This is a genomic window from Pseudomonas sp. AP19, assembly GCF_001728855.1.
GTDB classification, from domain to species: Bacteria; Pseudomonadota; Gammaproteobacteria; order Pseudomonadales; family Pseudomonadaceae; genus Aquipseudomonas; species Aquipseudomonas fluorescens.
This window is the reverse complement of the sequence record NZ_LXJP01000058.1, coordinates 1-19622: the sequence shown is the minus strand read 5'-3', so window position 1 is coordinate 19622 and position 19622 is coordinate 1. Positions and strand designations below refer to the sequence as shown.

Here is a 19622-nt window from a genome sequence, read left to right as displayed (position 1 = left end):
TTCAACGCCCCGCTGCAACGAGAATTTGACCATGGATGTTCGCCACTTTGCCTTTCTGGCCCGTCAACCTTCTGCTGCCCTGAAGCGCCGCGACGCGTTCTTCGGCCTGCCCAAGCGTGGCCTGGTGCTGATCCTGGTCAACGCGCTGTTCTGGCAGCCGTTGCTGGCCCAGGCCGACGGCATTGTGGTGAGCAACCCGGCCACCAGCGTCGGCCAGGCCGGCAACGGCGTGCCGGTGGTGAACATCGCCGCGCCCAATGGCAGTGGCTTGTCCCACAACCAGTTCAAGGACTACAACGTCGGCCCCAACGGCGTGATCCTCAACAACGCCACCGGCGCGGTGCAGAACACCCAGCTCGGCGGCTACATCGTCGGCAACCCGAACCTCAAGGGCGGCGCCGCCAGCGTCATCCTCAACGAGGTCAACGGCGGCAGCCCGAGCCAGTTGCGCGGTTACACCGAAGTGGCGGGGCAGTCGGCCAAAGTCATCGTCGCCAACCCGTACGGCATTACGTGCAGCGGCTGCGGCTTTATCAACACACCCAACGTGACCCTGACCACCGGCAAACCGGTGCTCGACGCGAGCGGCCAGTTGCAGCGCTACCAGGTTGACGGCGGCGCCGTGACCATCGATGGCGAAGGCTTGAATGCCAGCAACGTCGATCGCTTCGAAATCATCACCCGTACCGCCAAGATCAACGCACAGATCAACGCCCGCGAACTGGCGGTGATCGCCGGGCGCAACGACGTTGATGCAAAGACTCTCAACGCCACCCCGCGCGCCGACGACGGCAGCACCAAGCCGGAACTGGCCATCGACTCCACCGCGCTGGGCGGCATGTACGCCGGCGCGATCAAACTGGTGGGCACCGAAGCCGGTGTGGGCGTGAAGCTCGACGGCACGCTGGCGGCCAGTGGCGGCGATATCCAGCTCGATGCCAATGGGCATTTGAGCATGGCGCAAGCTGCCGCCAGCGGTGCGGTCAACGTCAACGCCGCAAGCCTGGACGCCAAAGGGCCGGTATATGCCGGTACAGCCCTGAACGTGAACACCCAGGGCGATCTCACCAACCGCCAAAGCCTGGCCGCCCGTGACCGCATTGCGCTGTCCGCCGGTGGCACCTTGACCAACGGCGACATCATCGAAGCCGGCGTCAACACCGATAACACCCGCAACGCAGCAGGCGATGTGAGCCTGCGCGGCAAGGCCGTCAACAACACCGGCGCGAGTGTCATCGCCAGCCGCACGTTGAGCGTGGATGCCCAAGCCCTGAATAACCAGGGCGGCACACTGGGCGCCAAACAGCGCACCCAGATAACCGCCGCCTCGGTCGACAACCAGAACAAAGGTCGCATCCTCAGCAATAATGGCTTGGCTATTACCGCAGATCGCCTGCAGAACACCCAAGGTGGGCTGGTCACCAGCGACGGGCCGCTGACGGCGGTGGTCGGTGAATTGCACAACCAGGGCGGTGAAGTCTCAAGCCTCGACACCGCAGCGCTGACGGTCGCCACCCTCGACAACGTTGCGGGCCTGATCACGGCGGGCAAGGCCTTGAGCCTCAACGTCGGCAGCCTCAATAACCAGGGCGGCCTGGTCACCAGCCAGGGCGTCGTCAGCGTGGCCGGTAACAGCCTCGACAACCGCCAGAAAGGCTTGGTCGCCGGTATCGGCGGTGTGCAGGCCAATGTCGTCAATATCGACAACCGCAACGGCGAGCTGTCCAGCCGTTCGGGCGTGCTGGTCACGGCTACACAACTGGATAACAGCGATGGCGGGCTGGTGGTTGCCGGCGGCGGCGCAGCCCTGAATATCGATCAGTTGCTCAACCGCAACCAGGGCCTGATCAGCAGCGAAGGGCTGCTGAGCATCTCGGCGCGCACCCTGGCCAACAACGCCGGTACGCTGTCCAGCGCCGGCCCGCTGACCCTCAGCACCCTTGGCGCGCTGGACAACCGAGGCGGGCGCCTGGTCACCGACGGCAGCCTGATCCTCAACGCCGCCAGCGTCGACAACAGCCAGAACGGCACCCTGAGCGCGCGCCAGGCCCTGTCCCTCGGCACCGCCGACCTGAACAACCAGCAAGGCGGCCAGATCACCAGCGCCGAGGCCCTGACCCTGGACCTCAACCGGGGCGAGTTCAACAACCAGAACGGCCTGATCAATGCACCGCTGTTGATGCTCAACAACCTCAAGAACGTGCATAACCAGGGCGGCGAGATTTCCAGCAACCAGGCGTTCACACTCACCGCCGACAACCTCGACAACAGCCGCGGCAAATTGCTGAGCAACGCCGCGCTGACCCTGCGCATCGGCCAGGCCCTGGCCAACGTCAAAGGCCTGATTGCCGCCGCCTCGGTCGATGCGCAGGCCACCGACCTCGACAACAGCGGTGGCACGCTCACCAGCCGTGGCGACACCGTACTCAACGTGGCTGGCCGCCTCGCCAACCGCGACCAGGGCCTGCTCAACGCGAGCAACGCCTTGACGCTCAACAGCGCCGAGCTGGACAACCAGAACGGCTCACTGCTGGGCAGCGCGATTGCCCTGGACTTCGGCACTGCCACTGGCGACCTGAACAACACCGGTGGCCTGATCACCACCGCCGGCAACCTGACCATCAACCACCTGCGCGACCTCAGTAACCAGGGCGGCGAACTCTCCAGCGCGCAAACCCTGAACCTCAGCGGTCGCACGTTGAACAACAGCAACGGCAAGCTGATCAGCAATAACCTGCTGGTGCTCAATGCCGAAAACCTGATCAACCAGAACGGCCTGATGTCCGGCTGGCAGGGCCTCACCGTCAGCGGCGCGAACCTCGACAACCGCAACAGCGGCACCTTGTCGAGCCGTTACGGCGACCTCAATGCCACGCTGACCGCCAGCCTGCTCAACAGCGCGGGCGGTGCACTGGTCAGTCAAAAGGCGCTGTACGTCAGCGCCGGCGAATTGGACAACAGCAACAAAGGCGTTCTCTCCAGCGCATCGGGCCAGCGCCTCACCGTGGGCGGTTTGCTGAACAACGCCCAAGGCGGCGTGATCGACAGCGGCGCAGCCCTGACCCTGAATGCACAAAACCTGGACAACAGCGCCGGCAGCATCAGTGGCGGCACCGCCACCACCCTCGACCTGCTCGCGACCCTGACCAACACCAATGGCAAACTGGCCAGCGGCGGCCCGCTGCTGATCAGCCGCGCAGCGCAGATCAACAACCAGGGCGGCCAGATTGCCAGCCAAGGCGTGTTGACCCTGCTGACCGGCGGCCTGGATAACCGCAACCGTGGCACCCTGGCTGCCAACGACCGCTTGAGCCTCACCGCCAGCGGCCTGGTACAGAACGGCAACGACGGCTTGATCTACAGCCAGAACGCCGACCTGAGCCTCACGGCCAACCGCTTGGACAATGGCAAAGGCACCGTGCAAAGCCAGGGCGGCATGACCGCCAACGTGGCCGACACGCTGGATAACCAGAGCGGCAAACTGATCGCCCAGGCCGGTGACCTGAATATCAACGCAGCCAGCCTCGACAACCGTGGCGGCACCCTCGCCAGCCTCAAGGCCGCACTGCAAACCCAAGTGGTCGGCGTGCTGCGCAACGGTTACGACCTCAACAACAACCGCCAGGGCGGCGTGATGCAGGCGCAAAGCCTCAACCTGCAAGCCGGCAGCGTGGACAACTACGGCGGGCGCATCGCCGCACAGGGCGGCAACGCACTGGTCACCACCGGCAATTTCGACAACCGCAACGGCGGGCTGTATGCCAAAGGCCTGATGCGCGTGGTCGGGCATGACTTTGATAACAGCGGCGACAACGACGGCCAGATTGCCGGCCAACAGATCGACCTCGACCTCAGCGGCGCGCTCAACAACCGCCTGGGCATTATCGAAAGCGAAAGCACCCTCAAGGTGCGCGCGGCCAGCCTCGATAACCAGACCGGGCGCCTACGTGCGCTGGGCACGGCGGGCACCACCGAATTCGCCATCGGCGGCCGGTTCGACAACCGCAACGGCGTGCTGGAAACCGCCAACAACGACCTGACCCTCAACGCCGGCAGCTTCCAGAACCTGGGCGGCAATGTCCTGCACGTGGGCACCGGTAATTTCGGCATTGCACCCGCCAACCTCAACGACGTGGGCGGCAGCCTGGTCACCCGTGGCGACCTGACCATCACCCAAGGCAACTGGACCAACAGCAGCGTGATCCAGGCCGGGCAACTCACAGTCAATGTCGACAACCTCGACCAGACCGCCACCGGCCAACTGCTCGGCGCCCGGCGCTTTATCGGCAATGGCGCCAATTGGACCACCCACGGCCTGATCGCCAGTGACGGCGCGCTCGACCTGACCTTGAGCGGCGCGCTCAACGGCAGTGGACGCATCAGCAGCCTGGGCACCCTCAACCTCAGCGCGGCCCAAGCCACCCTCAGCGACACGGCCAGCATTGCCGGCGGTGGCGTTACTACCGCCAACATCGCCGGCACACTCAACAACCGTGGGCGCCTCACCGCCGCCACCGACCTAGTGGTCAACGCCGGCACACTCAACAACTACGCGACCCTGGGCAGTGGCCAACGGCTGGTCGCCACCACCGGCGCCTTGCTCAACGACCACGGCCTGATCTTCAGCGGCGGCGACATGAGCCTGCGTGTCGATGCGCTGCACAACAGCTACGCCGACCTCTACAGCCTAGGCAACCTGAGCGTTGACCGCGACGGCAAGGGCGGCCTGGCCAGCAGCATCCTCAACAGTTCGTCGACGATCCAGAGTGACGGCAACCTCAGCCTGTCCGCCAATTCGATCAAGAATGAACGGGCGGTACTCACCGTCAACGACGCAGGTGTCTACACCGCCTCCGCCACCCTAGGCACGTGCATTGAGTACGTCAACGCCGGTGACTGCCACGCCGGTGGCACACCGCGCAACTACGTGTGGGAACTGGTGACCCGCGACAAACTGGAAGTGACCGCCGCCAGTGCCGGTTCGAGCATCACCTCGGGCGGTAACATGACCCTGGCGGGCGGCGACCTGCTCAACAGCAGCAGTTCGATTGCGGCCGGTGGCAACTTCACCGCGCGCCTGAACAACCTGGTCAACACCGGCATCGAAACCGGCGAAACCGAGACCTATCGTCTTTTCACGTCAAAGCGCACCAAGCACCCTGAAGGCTGGTTCAGTGCCGCCGCCGCACTCACCAACAAATACTGGTACAAAAGCGCCGGTTACAACCCCAATGACCTCGGCGGCCTTGAGGCCACCGTGGCCAACTTCATCGGCATGATGGAGATCGAGCGCACCCAGTTCGGCAAAGTCACCAAAATCGCCAGCGACGACCAACGCTACGCCGCCGTGATTCAGGCAGGCGGCGCGGTAGACGTCAAAGCGCAAGCCGGCATCGACAACAGCGTGGTACGCCTGGGCTATAGCTACATCGGCGCAGGTGCCAAAACCACCACCGACGCCACCGGTGCCAGTGGCGCAGCCGGTTACTCCACCCGCGTGACCCTCAACCAGCAACTGCCGCCGGACCTGGCCCAACAGCAGATCAACCCGCTGAGCCTGCCCGGCTTCACCTTGCCCACCGGCCAAGGCGGGCTGTTCCGCCTCAGTGGCCAAAGCGCCAGCGCGCCAGCCAGCACCGGCCCGCAAGGCTGGACCTTGGGCGGCGGCAGCGTAGACCGCACGCCGGTGACCGGCCCGGTCGTGCCCGGCAGCGGCACCTCGGCCGACGGCGTGGTGATCAACCGCGTGCAAGGCCTGCCAGACAGCCAGTTCGTCTCCAACCCACAGAAATACCTGATCGAAACCAACCCGCTGCTGACCAACCTCAGCCAGTTCTTAAGCTCCGATTACATGCTGTCCAAACTGGGTTACGACCCGGACCAGGCACAAAAGCGCCTGGGTGACGGCCTGTATGAACAGCGCCTGATCCAGCAAGCCGTGATCGCCCGTACTGGCCAGCGCTTCATTGATGGCCAGACCAGCGACGCCTCGATGTTCAAGTACCTGATGGACAACGCCATCGGCACCAAGCAGGCACTTAACCTGGCCATAGGCGTGAGCCTCACCGCCGAGCAAGTCGCGGCCCTGACCCACGACATCGTGTGGATGGAAAACGCCACCGTCGCCGGCCAGCAAGTGCTGGTGCCCGTGCTCTACCTGGCCCAGGCCAACAACCGCCTGGCGCCCAACGGCGCACTCATCACCGGCAGCGACTTGAACCTGGTCAGCGGCACCGACCTCAACAACGTCGGCACCCTGCGCGCCACCAACAACCTGGCGGCCAGCGCCGGGCGCAACATGGTCAACAGCGGCCTCGTGCAAGCGGGCAACCGCCTCGACCTGCTCGCCGGCAACAACCTCACCAACCGCGCCGGCGGCATCATCGCCGGGCGCGACGTCAGCGTGCGCGCGGTAAATGGCGATGTGCTCAACGAACGCACCGTTACCAGCCACCAGAGCAGCAGCGGCTACCGCACCGAGCGCACCGACTTCGTCGACAACGCCGCCCGCATCGAAGCCGCCAACACCCTCACCCTGCAAGCCGGGCGCGACGTCAACAGCACCGGCGGCGCCTTCAAAAGCGGCGCCGACCTGGGCGTTCAAGCCGGGCGCGATGTAAGCCTGGCCACCGCCGAACAACGCAACGCCAATGCCGTCAGCACCTACATGCGCAGCAGCAGCGCAACCCAGTACGGCACCGTGATCGAAGCCGGGCGCGACTTCCAGGTGGTGGCTGCGCGGGATATCAGCGCCATCGGCAGCCAGCTCAATGCCACGCGTGATCTGGCGTTGGTGGCCAAGGGGAATGTGAACCTGGCGTCGGCGGCGAATGAACAGCATTCGGCGTTTAATTCCAAGAAGGTCACCAGCCAGGAAGACCACGTTCAGCAAGTGGGCACATCGTTGGTGGCCGGTGAGAACCTCTCCCTGAGTGCCGGCAACGACCTCGTCGTCAGCGCCAGCCGTGCGAGTGCCGGCAAGGAAGCCTACCTGTACGCAGGCAATGACCTGGCGCTGAACGCCGCGCAAGACAGCGACTACAGCTATTACCGCAAAACCAAAACCAGCAAAGGGTTGCTGTCCAGCAGCCAGAAAACGCGCATCGACAGCAGTAACCAGATCAGCCAGCAGGGCTCTTCCATCAGCGCTGATACCGTGGTCGTGCGTGCTGGCCGTGACATCGGCACTACCGCCAGCGACGTGGTTTCCACCAACGCCACCAGCCTGATTGCCGGTCGCAATGTGGTGATTGATGGGGCGACGGAAACCTTTGAACAAAGCCATTCGTCCTCGACCAAAAAATCGGGCTTGATGAGCAGCGGCGGCATCGGCGTTACGTTGGGTTCAAGCAGCAACCAGAACACCTTCACCAGCAGCACCGAAACCACCCGGGCCAGCAACATCGGCAGTGTGTTGGGCAGCGTGGATATTCAGGCTGGCAAAGACCTGACCATTCGCGGCTCTGACGTGGTTGCCGGTAAGGACATCAGCCTGGTTGGGCAAAATGTCAGCATCCTGGCTTCCGAGAACAACAACCGCAGCGAGCAGACCTCCAAAAGCAAAACCAGTGGTTTGACCCTGGCGTTGTCCGGCACTGTGGGTAGCGCGGTGGACTCTGCTTATAAGACCGCCAAGCAAGCCAAGAACGAGGACGACGGCCGCCTCTCGGCGCTGCAGGGTGTGAAGGCAGGGTTGACGGGCGTGCAGGCGTGGCAAGCGGCGCAGAAAGATGGCGGTATGAACAGCGGGAATGCTTCGCAGTTTGTGGGGATCAGCCTCTCCCTGGGTTCGCAAAAATCCGATTCCAAACAGACCCAGGAGCAGACACTCAGCCAGGGCAGCAGCCTGACGGCCGGCAACAACCTCACCATCGTGGCGGACGGCAACGGCACGCCTGGGGCCGCAGGTGATATCCATGTACAAGGCAGCAAGCTGCAGGCCGGCAACGAAATGCAACTGGCGGCGGAGCGCGATATTCGCCTGGAAGCTGCGGCGAATAATCAAAAACTGGATGGCAAAAACAACAGCAGTGGCGGTGCGATTGGCATCAGCTTGGGGGTGGGCTCAGATGAAAGTGGCCTGAGCATTTTCGCCAATGCAAACAAGGGCACTGGTAAAGAGAAGGGCACCGGCACCACCTGGACGGAAACGACCCTGGACGCAGGCAAACAGGTCAGCCTGATCAGCGGCCGAGACACCGCCCTGAAGGGCGCGCAGGTCAGCGCAGACAAAATTACCGCTACTGTGGGGCGTGACCTTACGCTGCAAAGTCTGCAAGACACCGATAACTACAAGTCCAAGCAGACGGACGTAAGTGGGGGCGTCAGCTTCGCCATCATCGGCACCGGTGGCAGTGCAAACCTGAGCATCAGTAAAAGCAAGATCGACTCCAAATACCAGAGTGTGCAGGAGCAAACCGGCCTGTTCGGCGGTAAGGGCGGCTACCAGATTGACGTAGGCAACCACACGCAACTCGATGGTAGCGTGATCGGCAGCACAGCCACGCCGGACAAAAACCGCCTGAGCACCGGCACGCTGGGATGGAGCGTTTTAAAGAACAAGGCTGAGTACACAAGCCAGTTGCAGAGCGCCAGTGTGAGCAGCGGTAGCGGCAGCGATGGCGCCAATGCGTTCATCAGCAATATGCCCTCCGGCAGCTTGATCGCATTCAATCACGGCGACAGTGACAGCGGCACCACCTCATCGGCCATTTCCAACGGTACCCTCGACATCCGCGACCCTGCCAAACAGCAGCAGGACGTTGCAACGCTGAGCCACGATGTTGAACACGCCAACGGCAGCATCAGCCCGATCTTTGATAAGGAAAAAGAGCAGAAGCGCCTGCGGCAGGTGCAGTTGATTGCGGATATTGGTACTCAGGCAGTAGACATTGTGCACACACAAGGCGAGCTCAACGCCAAAGAAGCGGGTCGCAAAGAGCTGGCCGCCAAAGGCAATGATCAGCCGACGAAGGAGCAGATCGCTGCCAGCGATGCCTATAAAAAAGTCATGGCTGACTACGGCGTGGGCGGTGACTATCCGCGTGTAGCCCAGGCCGTAACGGCGGCATTGCAAGGGCTGGTTGGGGGCGATATCGGTTCAGCCATTGCGGGCGCATCAGCACCGTACCTGGCGCAAGTCATCAAGAAAACTACCGGAGATAACACGGCACTCAACACCATGGCGCACGCTGTATTGGGTGCGGTGATAGCGCAGGCCCAGGGCAACTCAGCGTTGGCGGGCGGTGCCGGGGCTGCGACGGGCGAACTGATTGCCCACCAACTCTACCCAGGCACGGCAACGGCGGATCTTACGCAGGAGCAGAGAGAGACGGTTTCAGCGTTGTCTGGTTTGGCCGCAGGGCTGGCGGGTGGGATTGCTGGCGGTGACCTGAGCGGAGCAGTGACGGGCGCGCAGGCGGGGACTAATGCTGTTCAAAACAACTATCTGAGTAAGGAGCAGAAGGCTCAACGTGATGCAGAAATGGCAGGCTGCGCGGGTCTGGGATGCCGGACTGGAACTGCTACCAAGTGGATGGCAATCGACATCGCGCAGGACGCAAGTTTCACAGCAGGTACAGCCGCGGGAGCTGTGTTGGGGCTCAATGACGCCGTGGACAGTATCGTGCACACCGCCGGCAACCTTAAGGAAACTTATGCGGCGCTCAAAGCCGTGGTTGAAAGCGGTGGCGTTTGGGATTCAGTCAAGCAAACGTACATCGACCGCATAGATAACTTGCAAGCGCAGTTTGAACAAGCTGGGGCGAGTGGTTCCTTCCAGGCTGGGGTTGAAACTGGAAAGCTGTTGAGTGACATGGCGGGTGTTCTTGCTGGTGGCGGAGCGCTCGTGAAAGGCGGCGCCATGTTGGCGGAGAAGGTTGCGGCCAAGGTCGCCAAGGCCGAGTTGCAGGCGGTGGCAAAAGAGGCAGGCGAAGCCGTTGCAACAAAAGGTCCAAACACTGCGTTACCTGGGACCACTTCGAAGGGGGAATACAGCAACAATCTCCCGGCAGGCTACGATCGGGGTCCCATTACCGTTGGTGGTAAGGCGGTTGATGGCGCTACGGATTTTAGTCTTGGTGCAAAAGAGCCCTCGGCGCCTGTAATGGGGGGATTGGATCTTTCGAAGGTCGATGTATTGACCATAAAAGACGCACGCAAGCTTGAGGGCGAAAATAAAGGTTTGATCTTCGTACAAGAGCCTCAGGGCGATTTTAGTAAGCCGTTCGTGAAATTCGAAGCGGGTACAACAGGAGCTTTTTCAGACGTTCTGTCGCAGCGTAAGGCCGTGCCCGCAATACGGTTTGACAACCCAAATCCTAACGGTAACAATTTCGTGAAGTTTGATGGTGTTGAGGATGTCGATGGTATTACCTTAATTGACCGAAAAACAGCATTGACATCGTTTGATAAGCAACTTCAAAGTGTTCAGCGAGTATCGAATGCGTTGAAACAAAATCCCGGTATCAAAGCCGTTTTTGAATTTCCAAGTCAAAAAGCGGCCGATAGAGCAACTGATATTTTGATTGAGCAAAATATCAGAAACATTACTGTGAGGGTTGCACCCTAATGGCTACGCATAAGCTTGAATTTCGTCATAGGCCAAAATTTTCAGAGTCGATTGAAAAGCGACACGAAAATTTTCTCGAAAGGTTGTCCGGCTTAGGTGCGCCATGGGATTTGGCCGGTGCTGTAGATGTTCCCGATATTGAAGGCGAGCTTGTTGTTTCTGTTTCTTTAGATAAATTCCTTCCAAAGGGAATAAAAGGTCGAATTGCATATTCTCTTAGAAGCGAGAGATATCTAGAAGATGATGCTCAATTTGATGACTCTATATTCATTGAGTTTTCGAATGCTAAAATTGATTATTTGGACTTGTTGAAAAGAATTTTCCCTGCGTACGTAGAGGCTTTTGGTGCCTATAGAGCTGCACTGCATGATTGGTCTGTCACTAGAAGCGACTGGCCGGCAGTAGTAGCTGCATGCGATGCTACAAAAAAAGATGTTAACGGGAGAGATGGTGTTTTTCGTATAAATGCGGCGAATTATTTTGATGAGAAATTGTGCCTTCGCGCATTTGGGAAAAGCCCTCAACAGATTATTAACTGTCTCAAGGGGCACGTTGAGGAGGCCTCGGAATTGGCCGGAGGTGTGTTGATTGTTGTTAGCTATACGCCGCTGACCACCAGCGAGATAGCTACTGCTGGAGAGCGATTAAAAGAACTTTTGGTTGGGTGATGCGAGGGGAGGCTAGGTCCAGAAGAGCCGGGGCCAACTGGCGCACTCCCAACAATGACGACTTGTTGCCCTGCCTGCTGTCCGCACGTGACCTCCACGCTTGGCAAACTGGTAAGACAACTCGAGACCAGTCGACCAAGATTAAAGGATGTTTCAAGGGCCTAATAACCCCAGCAGCATACAAAAAAGGGACTGTAGAAAAAGGGGACGGATTTATTTAATTGTCCAAGTTCTTTTTTACTTAAATAAATCTGACCCTTTTCGCCTTCAGATGGGGAAATAGGGGTTAGACCACGTTTGAGTTTTTTAGAGTTCAGTGAAGTTGTTCTTTAAAAATATGTTTTATATTTTGGAAAAATAGGGTGGACCACGGTTTTACTTTTTTAGAGTTTTGTAGAGTTGCTCTTTTAAAAGCATGATTTATTTTTTGTGATTATTTTATTTCGTTGGCCTAGTAATTTCAACTAAGCTGTAAGCTCTTATCCAATTAGGGGTTTATATGGCTCGCCGTTCTAGGGTTTTAATGCCGAATATCCCGTTGCATATTATTCAGCGGGGAAACAATCGGGCTGCGTGTTTTTATTCAGATAAAGACTATATTTTTACATGGATACATTAGCCGTGCTTGCTGAACTGTATGGCTGTAAAGTTCACGCATTGTGCTGGATGACAAATCATGTTCACTTGTTGTTGACTCCGACCTGCTGCGCGGGGGCTGGCCTGCTTATGAAGGGGCTGGGGCAACGCTACGTTCAATATGTCAATCGAACATATCAACGTACGGTCACGTTGTGGGAAGGCCGTTTCCGCTCCTATTTGGTTCAACAAGACAACTATGTTTTAGCTTGCTATCGATATATCGAAATGAACCCGGTCAGAGCGGGTATGGTTGCTCATCCGGGCGACTACCGTTGGACCAGCTATAGGACAAACGCGCAGGGCGAGCTATCAGGCTTTATAAGCTCGCATGCAGTTTATAGCGACTTAGGTAGCGGCAGCGCGCAACGAGCCGAAGCTTACCGGTCTTTATTCAATGATCGACTTTCACCTGGGCTGATAGAACAAATCCGATCTTCTACAAACGGTAATTATGTTTTGGGCGATCAGAAGTTTGCGTCCGAGATCGCGCACGCATTAGGTAAAAGAGTTTCGCAGGGTGTGTCAGGACGCCCAAAAAAGTATGAGTTAAAAGAATAGAAGAATAGTGGTCTGACCCCTATTTTCCGTTGCAAAAGTTAATAACGGACGCAGCCCATATTCTGAGTTAAACGGAGCAATTGGGGAGGCTCGTGGCTGGAGTCAGGCTATTGAATCGGGGCAAACACCAATTTCCGGACCTGGGAAAGCGTCACTTCCAGGTGCAGATTACATTACGTATGATCCATCATCGCGATCTGTGATCGTCTGGGACGCCAAGTATCGTGCTCCTGGCGGAAGCTATCCGACTTCCTTACCAGATTCAAAGTTAAAGGCCTGGCAGTCAGAGATCATAAACTCCGTTAAAAATATGCCGGAGGGATCGGCCAAAGCAGCCGCGGAGAGCGCGCTTAAGGCTGGCAGGGTCGAAGGTCGAATATTCAAATGGCCACAGTAGGCTTGAGGTATTTAACATGAAAGAATGGTCATCGCTGTGCAAGTCAAAGGTAGGGGACGTCGTTGTTGAACGGGAGCAATGCGTTATCGCTATGGGCGACGGTGCATACAAAATTTCAGACGATCAGTATTTTTTAGCTGACGCTTTTTCTGATGAGGGAGAGGAAAAACTTCGTTTGCTATCCCTCTACTGGGCCTGCAGTGAGCCTGCATTTAGAAGAGCCTACTACAGGGATGTTGAAAATGATGACATGGCCGTATGCCGGCCGCCGCCTGAATTGCTTCCAGTTGGGGCGGGGGAGACCTATAGTCAGATAAAAAATGCTCTTGGCTCTCTTGGTTCTGACAAATTTATTGAGTACGCCTCCTATCGTGTTATGTCTGATGGTGCATTTGTTCATAAGGGCTTAGAAAGCTCATTGGCTGTTTATTATTTTCGCTTGCATGATATTGTTGATGAAGAGCTGCCTTACGCGATACTGTGGAAGCTTTCTAATGTGTGATTTGATGGAGGGGAAAGGGGACGGATTTATTTAATTTTACGAGTGCTTTGTTAATTAAATAAATCTGTCCCCTTTCCGCCCTATCGAAATGAACCCGGTCAGAGCGGGTATGGTTGCTCATCCGGGCGACTACCGTTGGACCAGCTATAGGGCAAACGCACAGGGCGAGCTATCAGGCTTTATAAGTCCGCATGCAGTTTATAGCGACTTAGGTAGCGGCGCCGCGCAACGAGCCGAAGCTTACCGGTCAACATTCCTGGATCGGCTTTCACCTGAGTTGATAGAACAAATTCGATCTTCTACAAACGGCAATTATGTTTTGGGCGATCAGAAGTTTGCGTCAGAGATTGCGCAGATATTAGGTAAAGGAGTTTCGCCGAGTGTGTCAGGACGCCCGGAAAAGTGTGTGTTAAAAGTTTAAGAATAGTGGTCTGACCCCTATTTCCTATAGTGGGTAGTGAAGTTAATAAGTAGCTGACTAGGGATTGATATGAAATATTATTTGCTGCGTCAGGATCTTTCTATTTCCGGAAAGTGGGTGCTCGGCGATGTGAGGCACGTGGATAATTGGAACTTTAGTAATCCACCCCTTAATTTCATGGAGCCTGGCAGATATACGCTCGATGTCAGGTTCGACGGCGTTGAAATTGATTATTCTCTAGCGGGCTACGCGAGTGTTCCTGTTCTGAGTGAGAGAGCTCGAAATTCACTCATAGGTTTGTCTGAAGTCGATCAAACTTATCATAATGTGGTCTTTGAGCCCGTTGATATCGAAGGGAAACACGTTTCGCAAAATTATTTTCTAATGATCATAGAAACACAAATAGATTGTGTAGATGAAGAGTCTTCAAGGTTTACAAAGTTTTCAGTGAATGATCCTGTGCGCCCAGACATGGCTGGTCAATACCGCGCGTTTTATAATTTGGCCATAGATGAGTCAAAAGTAGGTGATTTTCATATTTTTAGGATTAAAAAATATTTGGGTGCGATTGTAGTAAGCGAAGATGTGAAACTTCGATTTGAGGCAGCAGGAGTGGTGGGGGCGGTATTTGAGTCGGTTAATGGCGATAAGGTTACTGTTGCATAAAGAAAATCAGAAGAGCAAAAAATAGGCATCAGCCAAAAGAAAAAAGTGGACGGATTTATTTGATTTTTCGAGTGCTTTGTTAATTAAATAAATCTGCCCCTTTTCGCCTCTCATCAAGGATGACCAATGAAATCCAGCAAGTTCTCGCTCCTCGCCTTTCTGATGTCCTGCTTGTTTGCAGGCTGGGGGTTGGTGTACGTCGGCCGTATCAAATGGGCCATCCGGGTGGCGGCGCTGATGTATATCGGCGTTGTGCTGATGGGGGTGAGCGGGTTGGCCGCCACGCCTGTCGGGCTGTATGTATTCATCGCTTTTATCATCACGCTCAAGCTGGCCACCGCGATTGCCTCCGCTGTGCTTGCCCGCCGTTACGACGGCCCGCCAGGCCTGCCACGCAAGCGTTTCCATGTGCTCTACGTGGGTGTGCTGATCGTGATCACCTTGCTACTATTCGAGGTGTTTCGCGCGCCGCTGCTAGGCTTCAAAAACTACTTCATACCGTCGGGCTCGATGGCACCTACGCTGTCGGTTGGCGACTACATCATCTCTGACCTGCGGCCAGGTGCGCCCAAGGTGGGCGATATCGTGGTGTACCGCTGGGACGGCACTGAGGCGGTCAAGCGCGTGGCGGGCATTGGCGGCGACACGCTGGCGATCGTCAATGGCGAGTTGATCCGCAACGGCGAGAACCTGGGGTTGTTCCATGCACCGGCCGAGCGCGTCAAAAAGGACTATTCCCTTACGCTGGCGCCTCTGCGCGTCGAGCCAGGCCATGTGTACTTATTGGGCGACAACCGCGATGTGAGCAATGACAGCCGCTTCATGGGCCAGGTGGCCGATGAGGATGTGGTCGGCAAAGTGACCGGCATCTGGTTCTCGGGTGACCTGGGGCGCATCGGTACCACGTTCCCTTGAAGAGAGATATTGGTGAGATATTGGGGTCAGACCACGTTTTTTGAATGAGCCGGCGCATATAGGTACGAGGTTCCCATGACACGTGAGGTTCAGATGGCAGGTTTAGCGGTAGTCGGATGGCGGTTGGTGCAGGGGTTGTGCCTGCTGCTGATGTTCGTCAGTGCAAGCGTTTGTATGTTGGCGTGGGGCTCCTTCGACAGCTCTACCGCCGGCGCTTTCGGAGCGGCGCTGGGCGGTTTCCTGATGTGTGGCATTGGGCTGCTGTTCGCATTTGTGTTCGAGCGCTTGCGCACGCCTCGGGCCACGGCGCGCTACATGGTGACGCGGGTGGCCGTGGTTCTGCTGCTGGCAGCGGGCGCGGTGTACTTGGCCGACGCGGTATGGCTTGCGCCTGAGCGCGACGCGCTCGACGCGAATTTGGAAGGGGCGACCTGTGGCAAGTACACCGGCACCATCGTGAAAGGCTGGGAGCAGATTTGCGCCGGGAGGAAATAGAGCAGAAAAAGGGCACGGATTTGAATGGCACTTACTTAATCTTCGTAGAGTGGCCATTTTTCTGATTTCGGCCCTTGCCACCGAACGTTTCGGCATCAGGGTACAAAGCGGATAGAGTTATTTAAGGGCTATAAAATAAATCCGTTCCCTTTTCCCCCAGTGCATGCTTTTCACAGCGCCAAGGCTGCATAGGCGACAGGCCACTTTTACTGCCCAAGCGTGGCCCGCACCTATTCACTGCCTCACCATTAACAGGGCAACTCGTCAGCCGCCCTGTCGCGGTCAGTTGACGCTGTTAAGCCTGCGAATAATGACATCCAGCAAATCACACCCATCCCGCAGCGGTATAGCCAGTAGTTGGGCGAAGTCTTGAAGCACCACAGCATCGCTGCTGAGCTGTTCGCGGAAGGCCAGGTTTTCCAACAGTTGCGTGACGGCGCGAATCCGGTACGCGGCGGCGTCGTGGAGTACGTCGAGGGGCGCGCTGGTGTCGATAAGCAGAGCGGGGACGGTGCAGTCGTGGCCCGTTAGGGGCATGTATTGGTTCATGGTGAAACCTCGGTCAGTAGAGTGAAGCTGTCACCTATCGTCGCCAAACGAATGGGTGACAGCTGTACGCAGGTTGGCGAACCGGGACCGAGTTCCGGCAGACCCGAAGGTCTCCCGCGCACAGCTGCCATAAAGCAGCGATGCGGGTACGGAAGCCCCTGCAAGCAAGCAGAAAGCTTTCGCATACGGTCAACGGATCGCCAAATCCGATCGCCCTTGTTGGGCGACGGGCCGGACTATAAGCCCCCCACCCAAACCCACGCAAGGCACCAACGCCCTGACTCAACCCCCTTTCGCCGATCCCCAACCCCACCATCCCCAACGCATTCTGCCGTCCGCTCACGGATATCAGGCAAATCCTCGGTAGTTTGGGGAAGCGTCCTACCGCAAAAGGAACCATTTCCCTCAAGTCCGGGTCTTTACCCCGCCCACCCGCAACCGGTCGGGCTGCATGGACTGCAGCGTTTTAAAACGACATTAAGGATTAATGTGAACTTCGCCTCCCCAATCCCTTTTCTGCCACCACCGGCTGCGGTGCGATTGCTCGCGCCTGGGGTTCAGCAGGGCGCCTTGGGGGAATACATTCGGATCATCTGGTCCCTCGCTCAGCACACCTACAGCCGCCGGGCGTATTGGCGGCTTTGACTGTAGTTCATGGAGTTTGAAATGAAGCGCAAGCCGTTCCAGAAAACCCTGCTGGCCCTGATGGTCAGCGCAGGCGCCGCGCATGTTGCTGCGGTGGAATTCGACGTGAGCAGCGGCGAGAACAAGTGGAAAGGCCAGGTGTTCAACGAGCCTGTCACCTTGGTCGGGTCGCGCAATGTGGTGGCTACCCAGCGTAATGTCGATGGGGCCAGTGTTGCCGAGACCAATGTTCAGGGTTCGCTGATCAACCGCGCCGACTACAACATCGATGGCAGTGGCCTCAACATCCGTGGTTTTGTGGTGGATGGCGCGCTGGACTCTGATCTGCTTGCCCGTGGCGGCACGATCACCGGTGATGTCATCCAGGCCGGTACGATCAGGCTCACCAACCAGACCTGGGCCGAAGGTTTTGAGGTGGGCGCCGCGAACATCGGCGGCAGCGTGATCAACTCCGGAACTATCGTCACCGTTGACGTGCCGGGGTCGGACAGTGACGGCGAGGGCATGTACCTCAATGGCACGACCGTCGGTGGTGACGTGATCAACTCCGGCCTGATTGATGTCACTTCCATCTACGGCTACGGCCTGATCCTGGACACCCATAACAACATGCCGGTGACCGTCGGCGGCAAAATCCTCAACTCCGGCACCATCCGCGTCACGGGCGAAGAGGCGTTGGGCATTGAAGTTGAAACCGACACCAGTGACCTGCGTATAGAAAACAGCGGTGTGGTGACGGTCAACGGTGGTATGGCCAGGGCCGTACAGTTCAACTCCGGCACCTTCGATTACTTGCTCAACACCGGCACGATTGAAGCCAACGGCGCCAATGCGGTGGCTGTGCATCTGACTGGGGCGACCTTTACCCAGAACCCGCAGTCGGGCGCGCGCGGCGTTATCAACCGGGGTCTGATCAGTGCCGACAGCACCGCGATCCTGGTCAATGCCCGCGACCAGACTTCGCCCTTCGAGATCAACCAGCAAGCAGGCGAGATCCGCAGCAAATCCGGCACGGCCATCGACGCCGCCAACCTTGCCACGCTGAACTGGACGGGCGGCAAAATCACCGGCGACCTGCTCAACTTGAGCGCGGTGAATGTAGCGGGCCAAGCTGATTTCGCCGGCCAGCGCATCATCGCGCCGGTCTCGATTAATTCCGGCTCGTTGAACCTGGCCGCGCCCGGTACCACGATCAGCGGCAACCTTAACGTCGCCAGCGGTGCGGGCATTGATATGCACCTGGCCGACAGCGTGGTGCCGACCACGCCGTATCTGTCGGTCAACGGTACGGCTAATTTCGCCCAGGCGTCGAAGCTCACGGTGAGTGCGCAGCCAGGCGACTTTGCGCGCACCAATAACGGCACTCAATACACCCTGTTGCAGGCCACCAGTGTGCAGAACAACGGCCTGTCGGTTGCCAGTTCGTCATCGCTGCTCAACGTGCTGAGCTACTCGGCGGATGCGCAAACGGTCAAGGCTGTCGTCGCAGTTAAAGACAACCAGCAAGTGCAGCAGGAACTTGCCGGTGCAGGTGCCAGCGCCGCAGCGGCCACGGCGGTGAATACGTTCAAGAAGGAGGTGCTCGGCGGGCTCAACCAGAACGACCCAGTGTTCCAGTCCCTCGCCAACGCCGGGACTGCGCAACAGCTTGCTCAGGTGAGTGAACAGCTCAAGCCGGACGCCAACCGGGGCGCGCTGGACGTGGCGTTGTCGGGGCAGACTGTTATCAATGGCGCAATCTTCAACCGCCTTACCGACCAGCGCGAAGGCCATCAAACCGGCGGCGTGTGGGTGCAGGGTTTGAGCAGCAACATGGACCAGGATGGGCGCGGCGGTAACAACGGTTACTCGGCCAACAGCAGCGGCATGGCCGTGGGTGTGGACGGGCGTTTGAACGACACCACCACCCTGGGCGTGGCTTACAGCTACCTTAATTCCAACATCCATTCGGACCTGGGCAACAAGACCGACGTCGAGGGCCACGCGCTGTCGCTGTATGGCAACTGGGCGCTGCAAAACTGGTTTGTCGACGGCAGCCTCAGCTACGGCCACAACGACAACGACAGCAAACGCCATGTGGCCGGCACCACGGCCAAGGGCAGTTACGACAGCAATGTGTTGGCCGCCAGCGTGATCGGCGGCTACAGCTTCAAGCCGTCGCAGGCCGTGGTGATCGAGCCGCGCGTGGCGGCGCGTTATGCCAACGTGCGCATGGATGGCTTCGACGAGAAAGGTTCGGCGGCCGCACTGAGCACCCGTTCGCAGCGTTATGAAGTGGGTGAGTTGGGCGCCGGTCTTCGCCTGGCCGGCAACCTGCCGATGGGCGCGGGTAGCCTGCAACCGGAAGCGACCTTGATGGCGTACCACGACCTGATGGGTGATCGCGTCGCGCAAACCTCCAACTTTGTGGCGGGTGGTGCGGCGTTCACCACCACCGGCGCGTCGGTGGCGCGTGACAGCTACGAGGCGAGTGTGGGCGTGAACTATCAGGTGGCGGACTTCACCGTGGGCGCCAGCTACACCCGCCAAGCGCGCAGTGGCTTTGACGCCGATGGCGTGATGCTCAAAGCGCGTTACGCGTTCTAAGCCCCAACGCC

Annotated in this window: 9 protein-coding genes; 8 read left to right on the top strand and 1 reads right to left on the bottom strand. The window is 58.2% G+C overall.

From position 1 onward, the window contains the following. The first annotated feature begins 31 nt into the window (after positions 1 to 31). The 7 genes from A7D21_RS36345 (at position 32) to A7D21_RS28000 (ending at position 15831) form a co-directional block, all read left to right on the top strand. Entirely contained in the window at positions 32 to 10570 is a 10539-nt protein-coding gene (locus A7D21_RS36345) for a hemagglutinin repeat-containing protein (protein WP_069553214.1), read from the top strand. Continuing rightward, positions 10570 to 11238, top strand: a complete 669-nt coding sequence (locus tag A7D21_RS28020) for a hypothetical protein (protein WP_053253751.1) — start codon at positions 10570 to 10572, stop codon at positions 11236 to 11238. Before A7D21_RS36345 ends, A7D21_RS28020 begins: the two co-directional genes overlap by 1 nt. Before the next feature lie 606 nt (positions 11239 to 11844). Beyond that, positions 11845 to 12435 carry a transposase gene (locus tag A7D21_RS34775; protein WP_232005437.1) on the top strand — a complete coding sequence of 197 codons (591 nt, stop codon included), beginning with the start codon at positions 11845 to 11847 and terminating at the stop codon, positions 12433 to 12435. A gap of 413 nt (positions 12436 to 12848) precedes the next feature. Continuing rightward, on the top strand, positions 12849 to 13334 hold the full coding sequence (locus tag A7D21_RS28015; RefSeq protein ID WP_053253752.1) for a hypothetical protein: 486 nt from the start codon (positions 12849 to 12851) through the stop codon (positions 13332 to 13334). A 490-nt stretch (positions 13335 to 13824) separates the two neighbouring features. Then, a complete protein-coding gene (locus A7D21_RS28010; RefSeq protein ID WP_053253753.1) occupies positions 13825 to 14421 on the top strand; it encodes an imm11 family protein in 597 nt (198 codons plus the stop codon). A gap of 126 nt (positions 14422 to 14547) precedes the next feature. Next, positions 14548 to 15336: a signal peptidase I gene (gene lepB, locus A7D21_RS28005; RefSeq protein ID WP_053253754.1), complete on the top strand. Its 789-nt coding sequence runs from the start codon at positions 14548 to 14550 to the stop codon at positions 15334 to 15336. A 75-nt stretch (positions 15337 to 15411) separates the two neighbouring features. After that, positions 15412 to 15831, top strand: a complete 420-nt coding sequence (locus tag A7D21_RS28000) for a hypothetical protein (RefSeq protein WP_017136666.1) — start codon at positions 15412 to 15414, stop codon at positions 15829 to 15831. A gap of 282 nt (positions 15832 to 16113) precedes the next feature. Here the strand turns inward: A7D21_RS28000 and A7D21_RS27995 are convergent, their stop codons facing one another. Continuing rightward, on the bottom strand, positions 16114 to 16368 hold the full coding sequence (locus A7D21_RS27995; RefSeq protein WP_017136667.1) for a hypothetical protein: 255 nt from the start codon (positions 16366 to 16368) through the stop codon (positions 16114 to 16116). A gap of 678 nt (positions 16369 to 17046) precedes the next feature. On the opposite strand from A7D21_RS27995, the gene A7D21_RS27990 reads away from it, so the two are divergent. Next, positions 17047 to 19611, top strand: a complete 2565-nt coding sequence (locus A7D21_RS27990) for an autotransporter outer membrane beta-barrel domain-containing protein (RefSeq protein WP_069553213.1) — start codon at positions 17047 to 17049, stop codon at positions 19609 to 19611. Positions 19612 to 19622 lie beyond the last annotated feature (11 nt).

Coding starts and splice junctions, on each gene's coding strand:
- A7D21_RS28000 (WP_017136666.1), top strand. CDS start 15,412: ATGACACGTGAGGTTCAGATGGCAGGTTTAGCGGTAGTCGGATGGCGG.
- A7D21_RS36345 (WP_069553214.1), top strand. CDS start 32: ATGGATGTTCGCCACTTTGCCTTTCTGGCCCGTCAACCTTCTGCTGCC.
- A7D21_RS28015 (WP_053253752.1), top strand. CDS start 12,849: ATGAAAGAATGGTCATCGCTGTGCAAGTCAAAGGTAGGGGACGTCGTT.
- A7D21_RS27990 (WP_069553213.1), top strand. CDS start 17,047: ATGAAGCGCAAGCCGTTCCAGAAAACCCTGCTGGCCCTGATGGTCAGC.
- lepB (WP_053253754.1), top strand. CDS start 14,548: ATGAAATCCAGCAAGTTCTCGCTCCTCGCCTTTCTGATGTCCTGCTTG.
- A7D21_RS27995 (WP_017136667.1), bottom strand. CDS start 16,368: ATGCCCCTAACGGGCCACGACTGCACCGTCCCCGCTCTGCTTATCGAC.
- A7D21_RS34775 (WP_232005437.1), top strand. CDS start 11,845: ATGGATACATTAGCCGTGCTTGCTGAACTGTATGGCTGTAAAGTTCAC.
- A7D21_RS28020 (WP_053253751.1), top strand. CDS start 10,570: ATGGCTACGCATAAGCTTGAATTTCGTCATAGGCCAAAATTTTCAGAG.
- A7D21_RS28010 (WP_053253753.1), top strand. CDS start 13,825: ATGAAATATTATTTGCTGCGTCAGGATCTTTCTATTTCCGGAAAGTGG.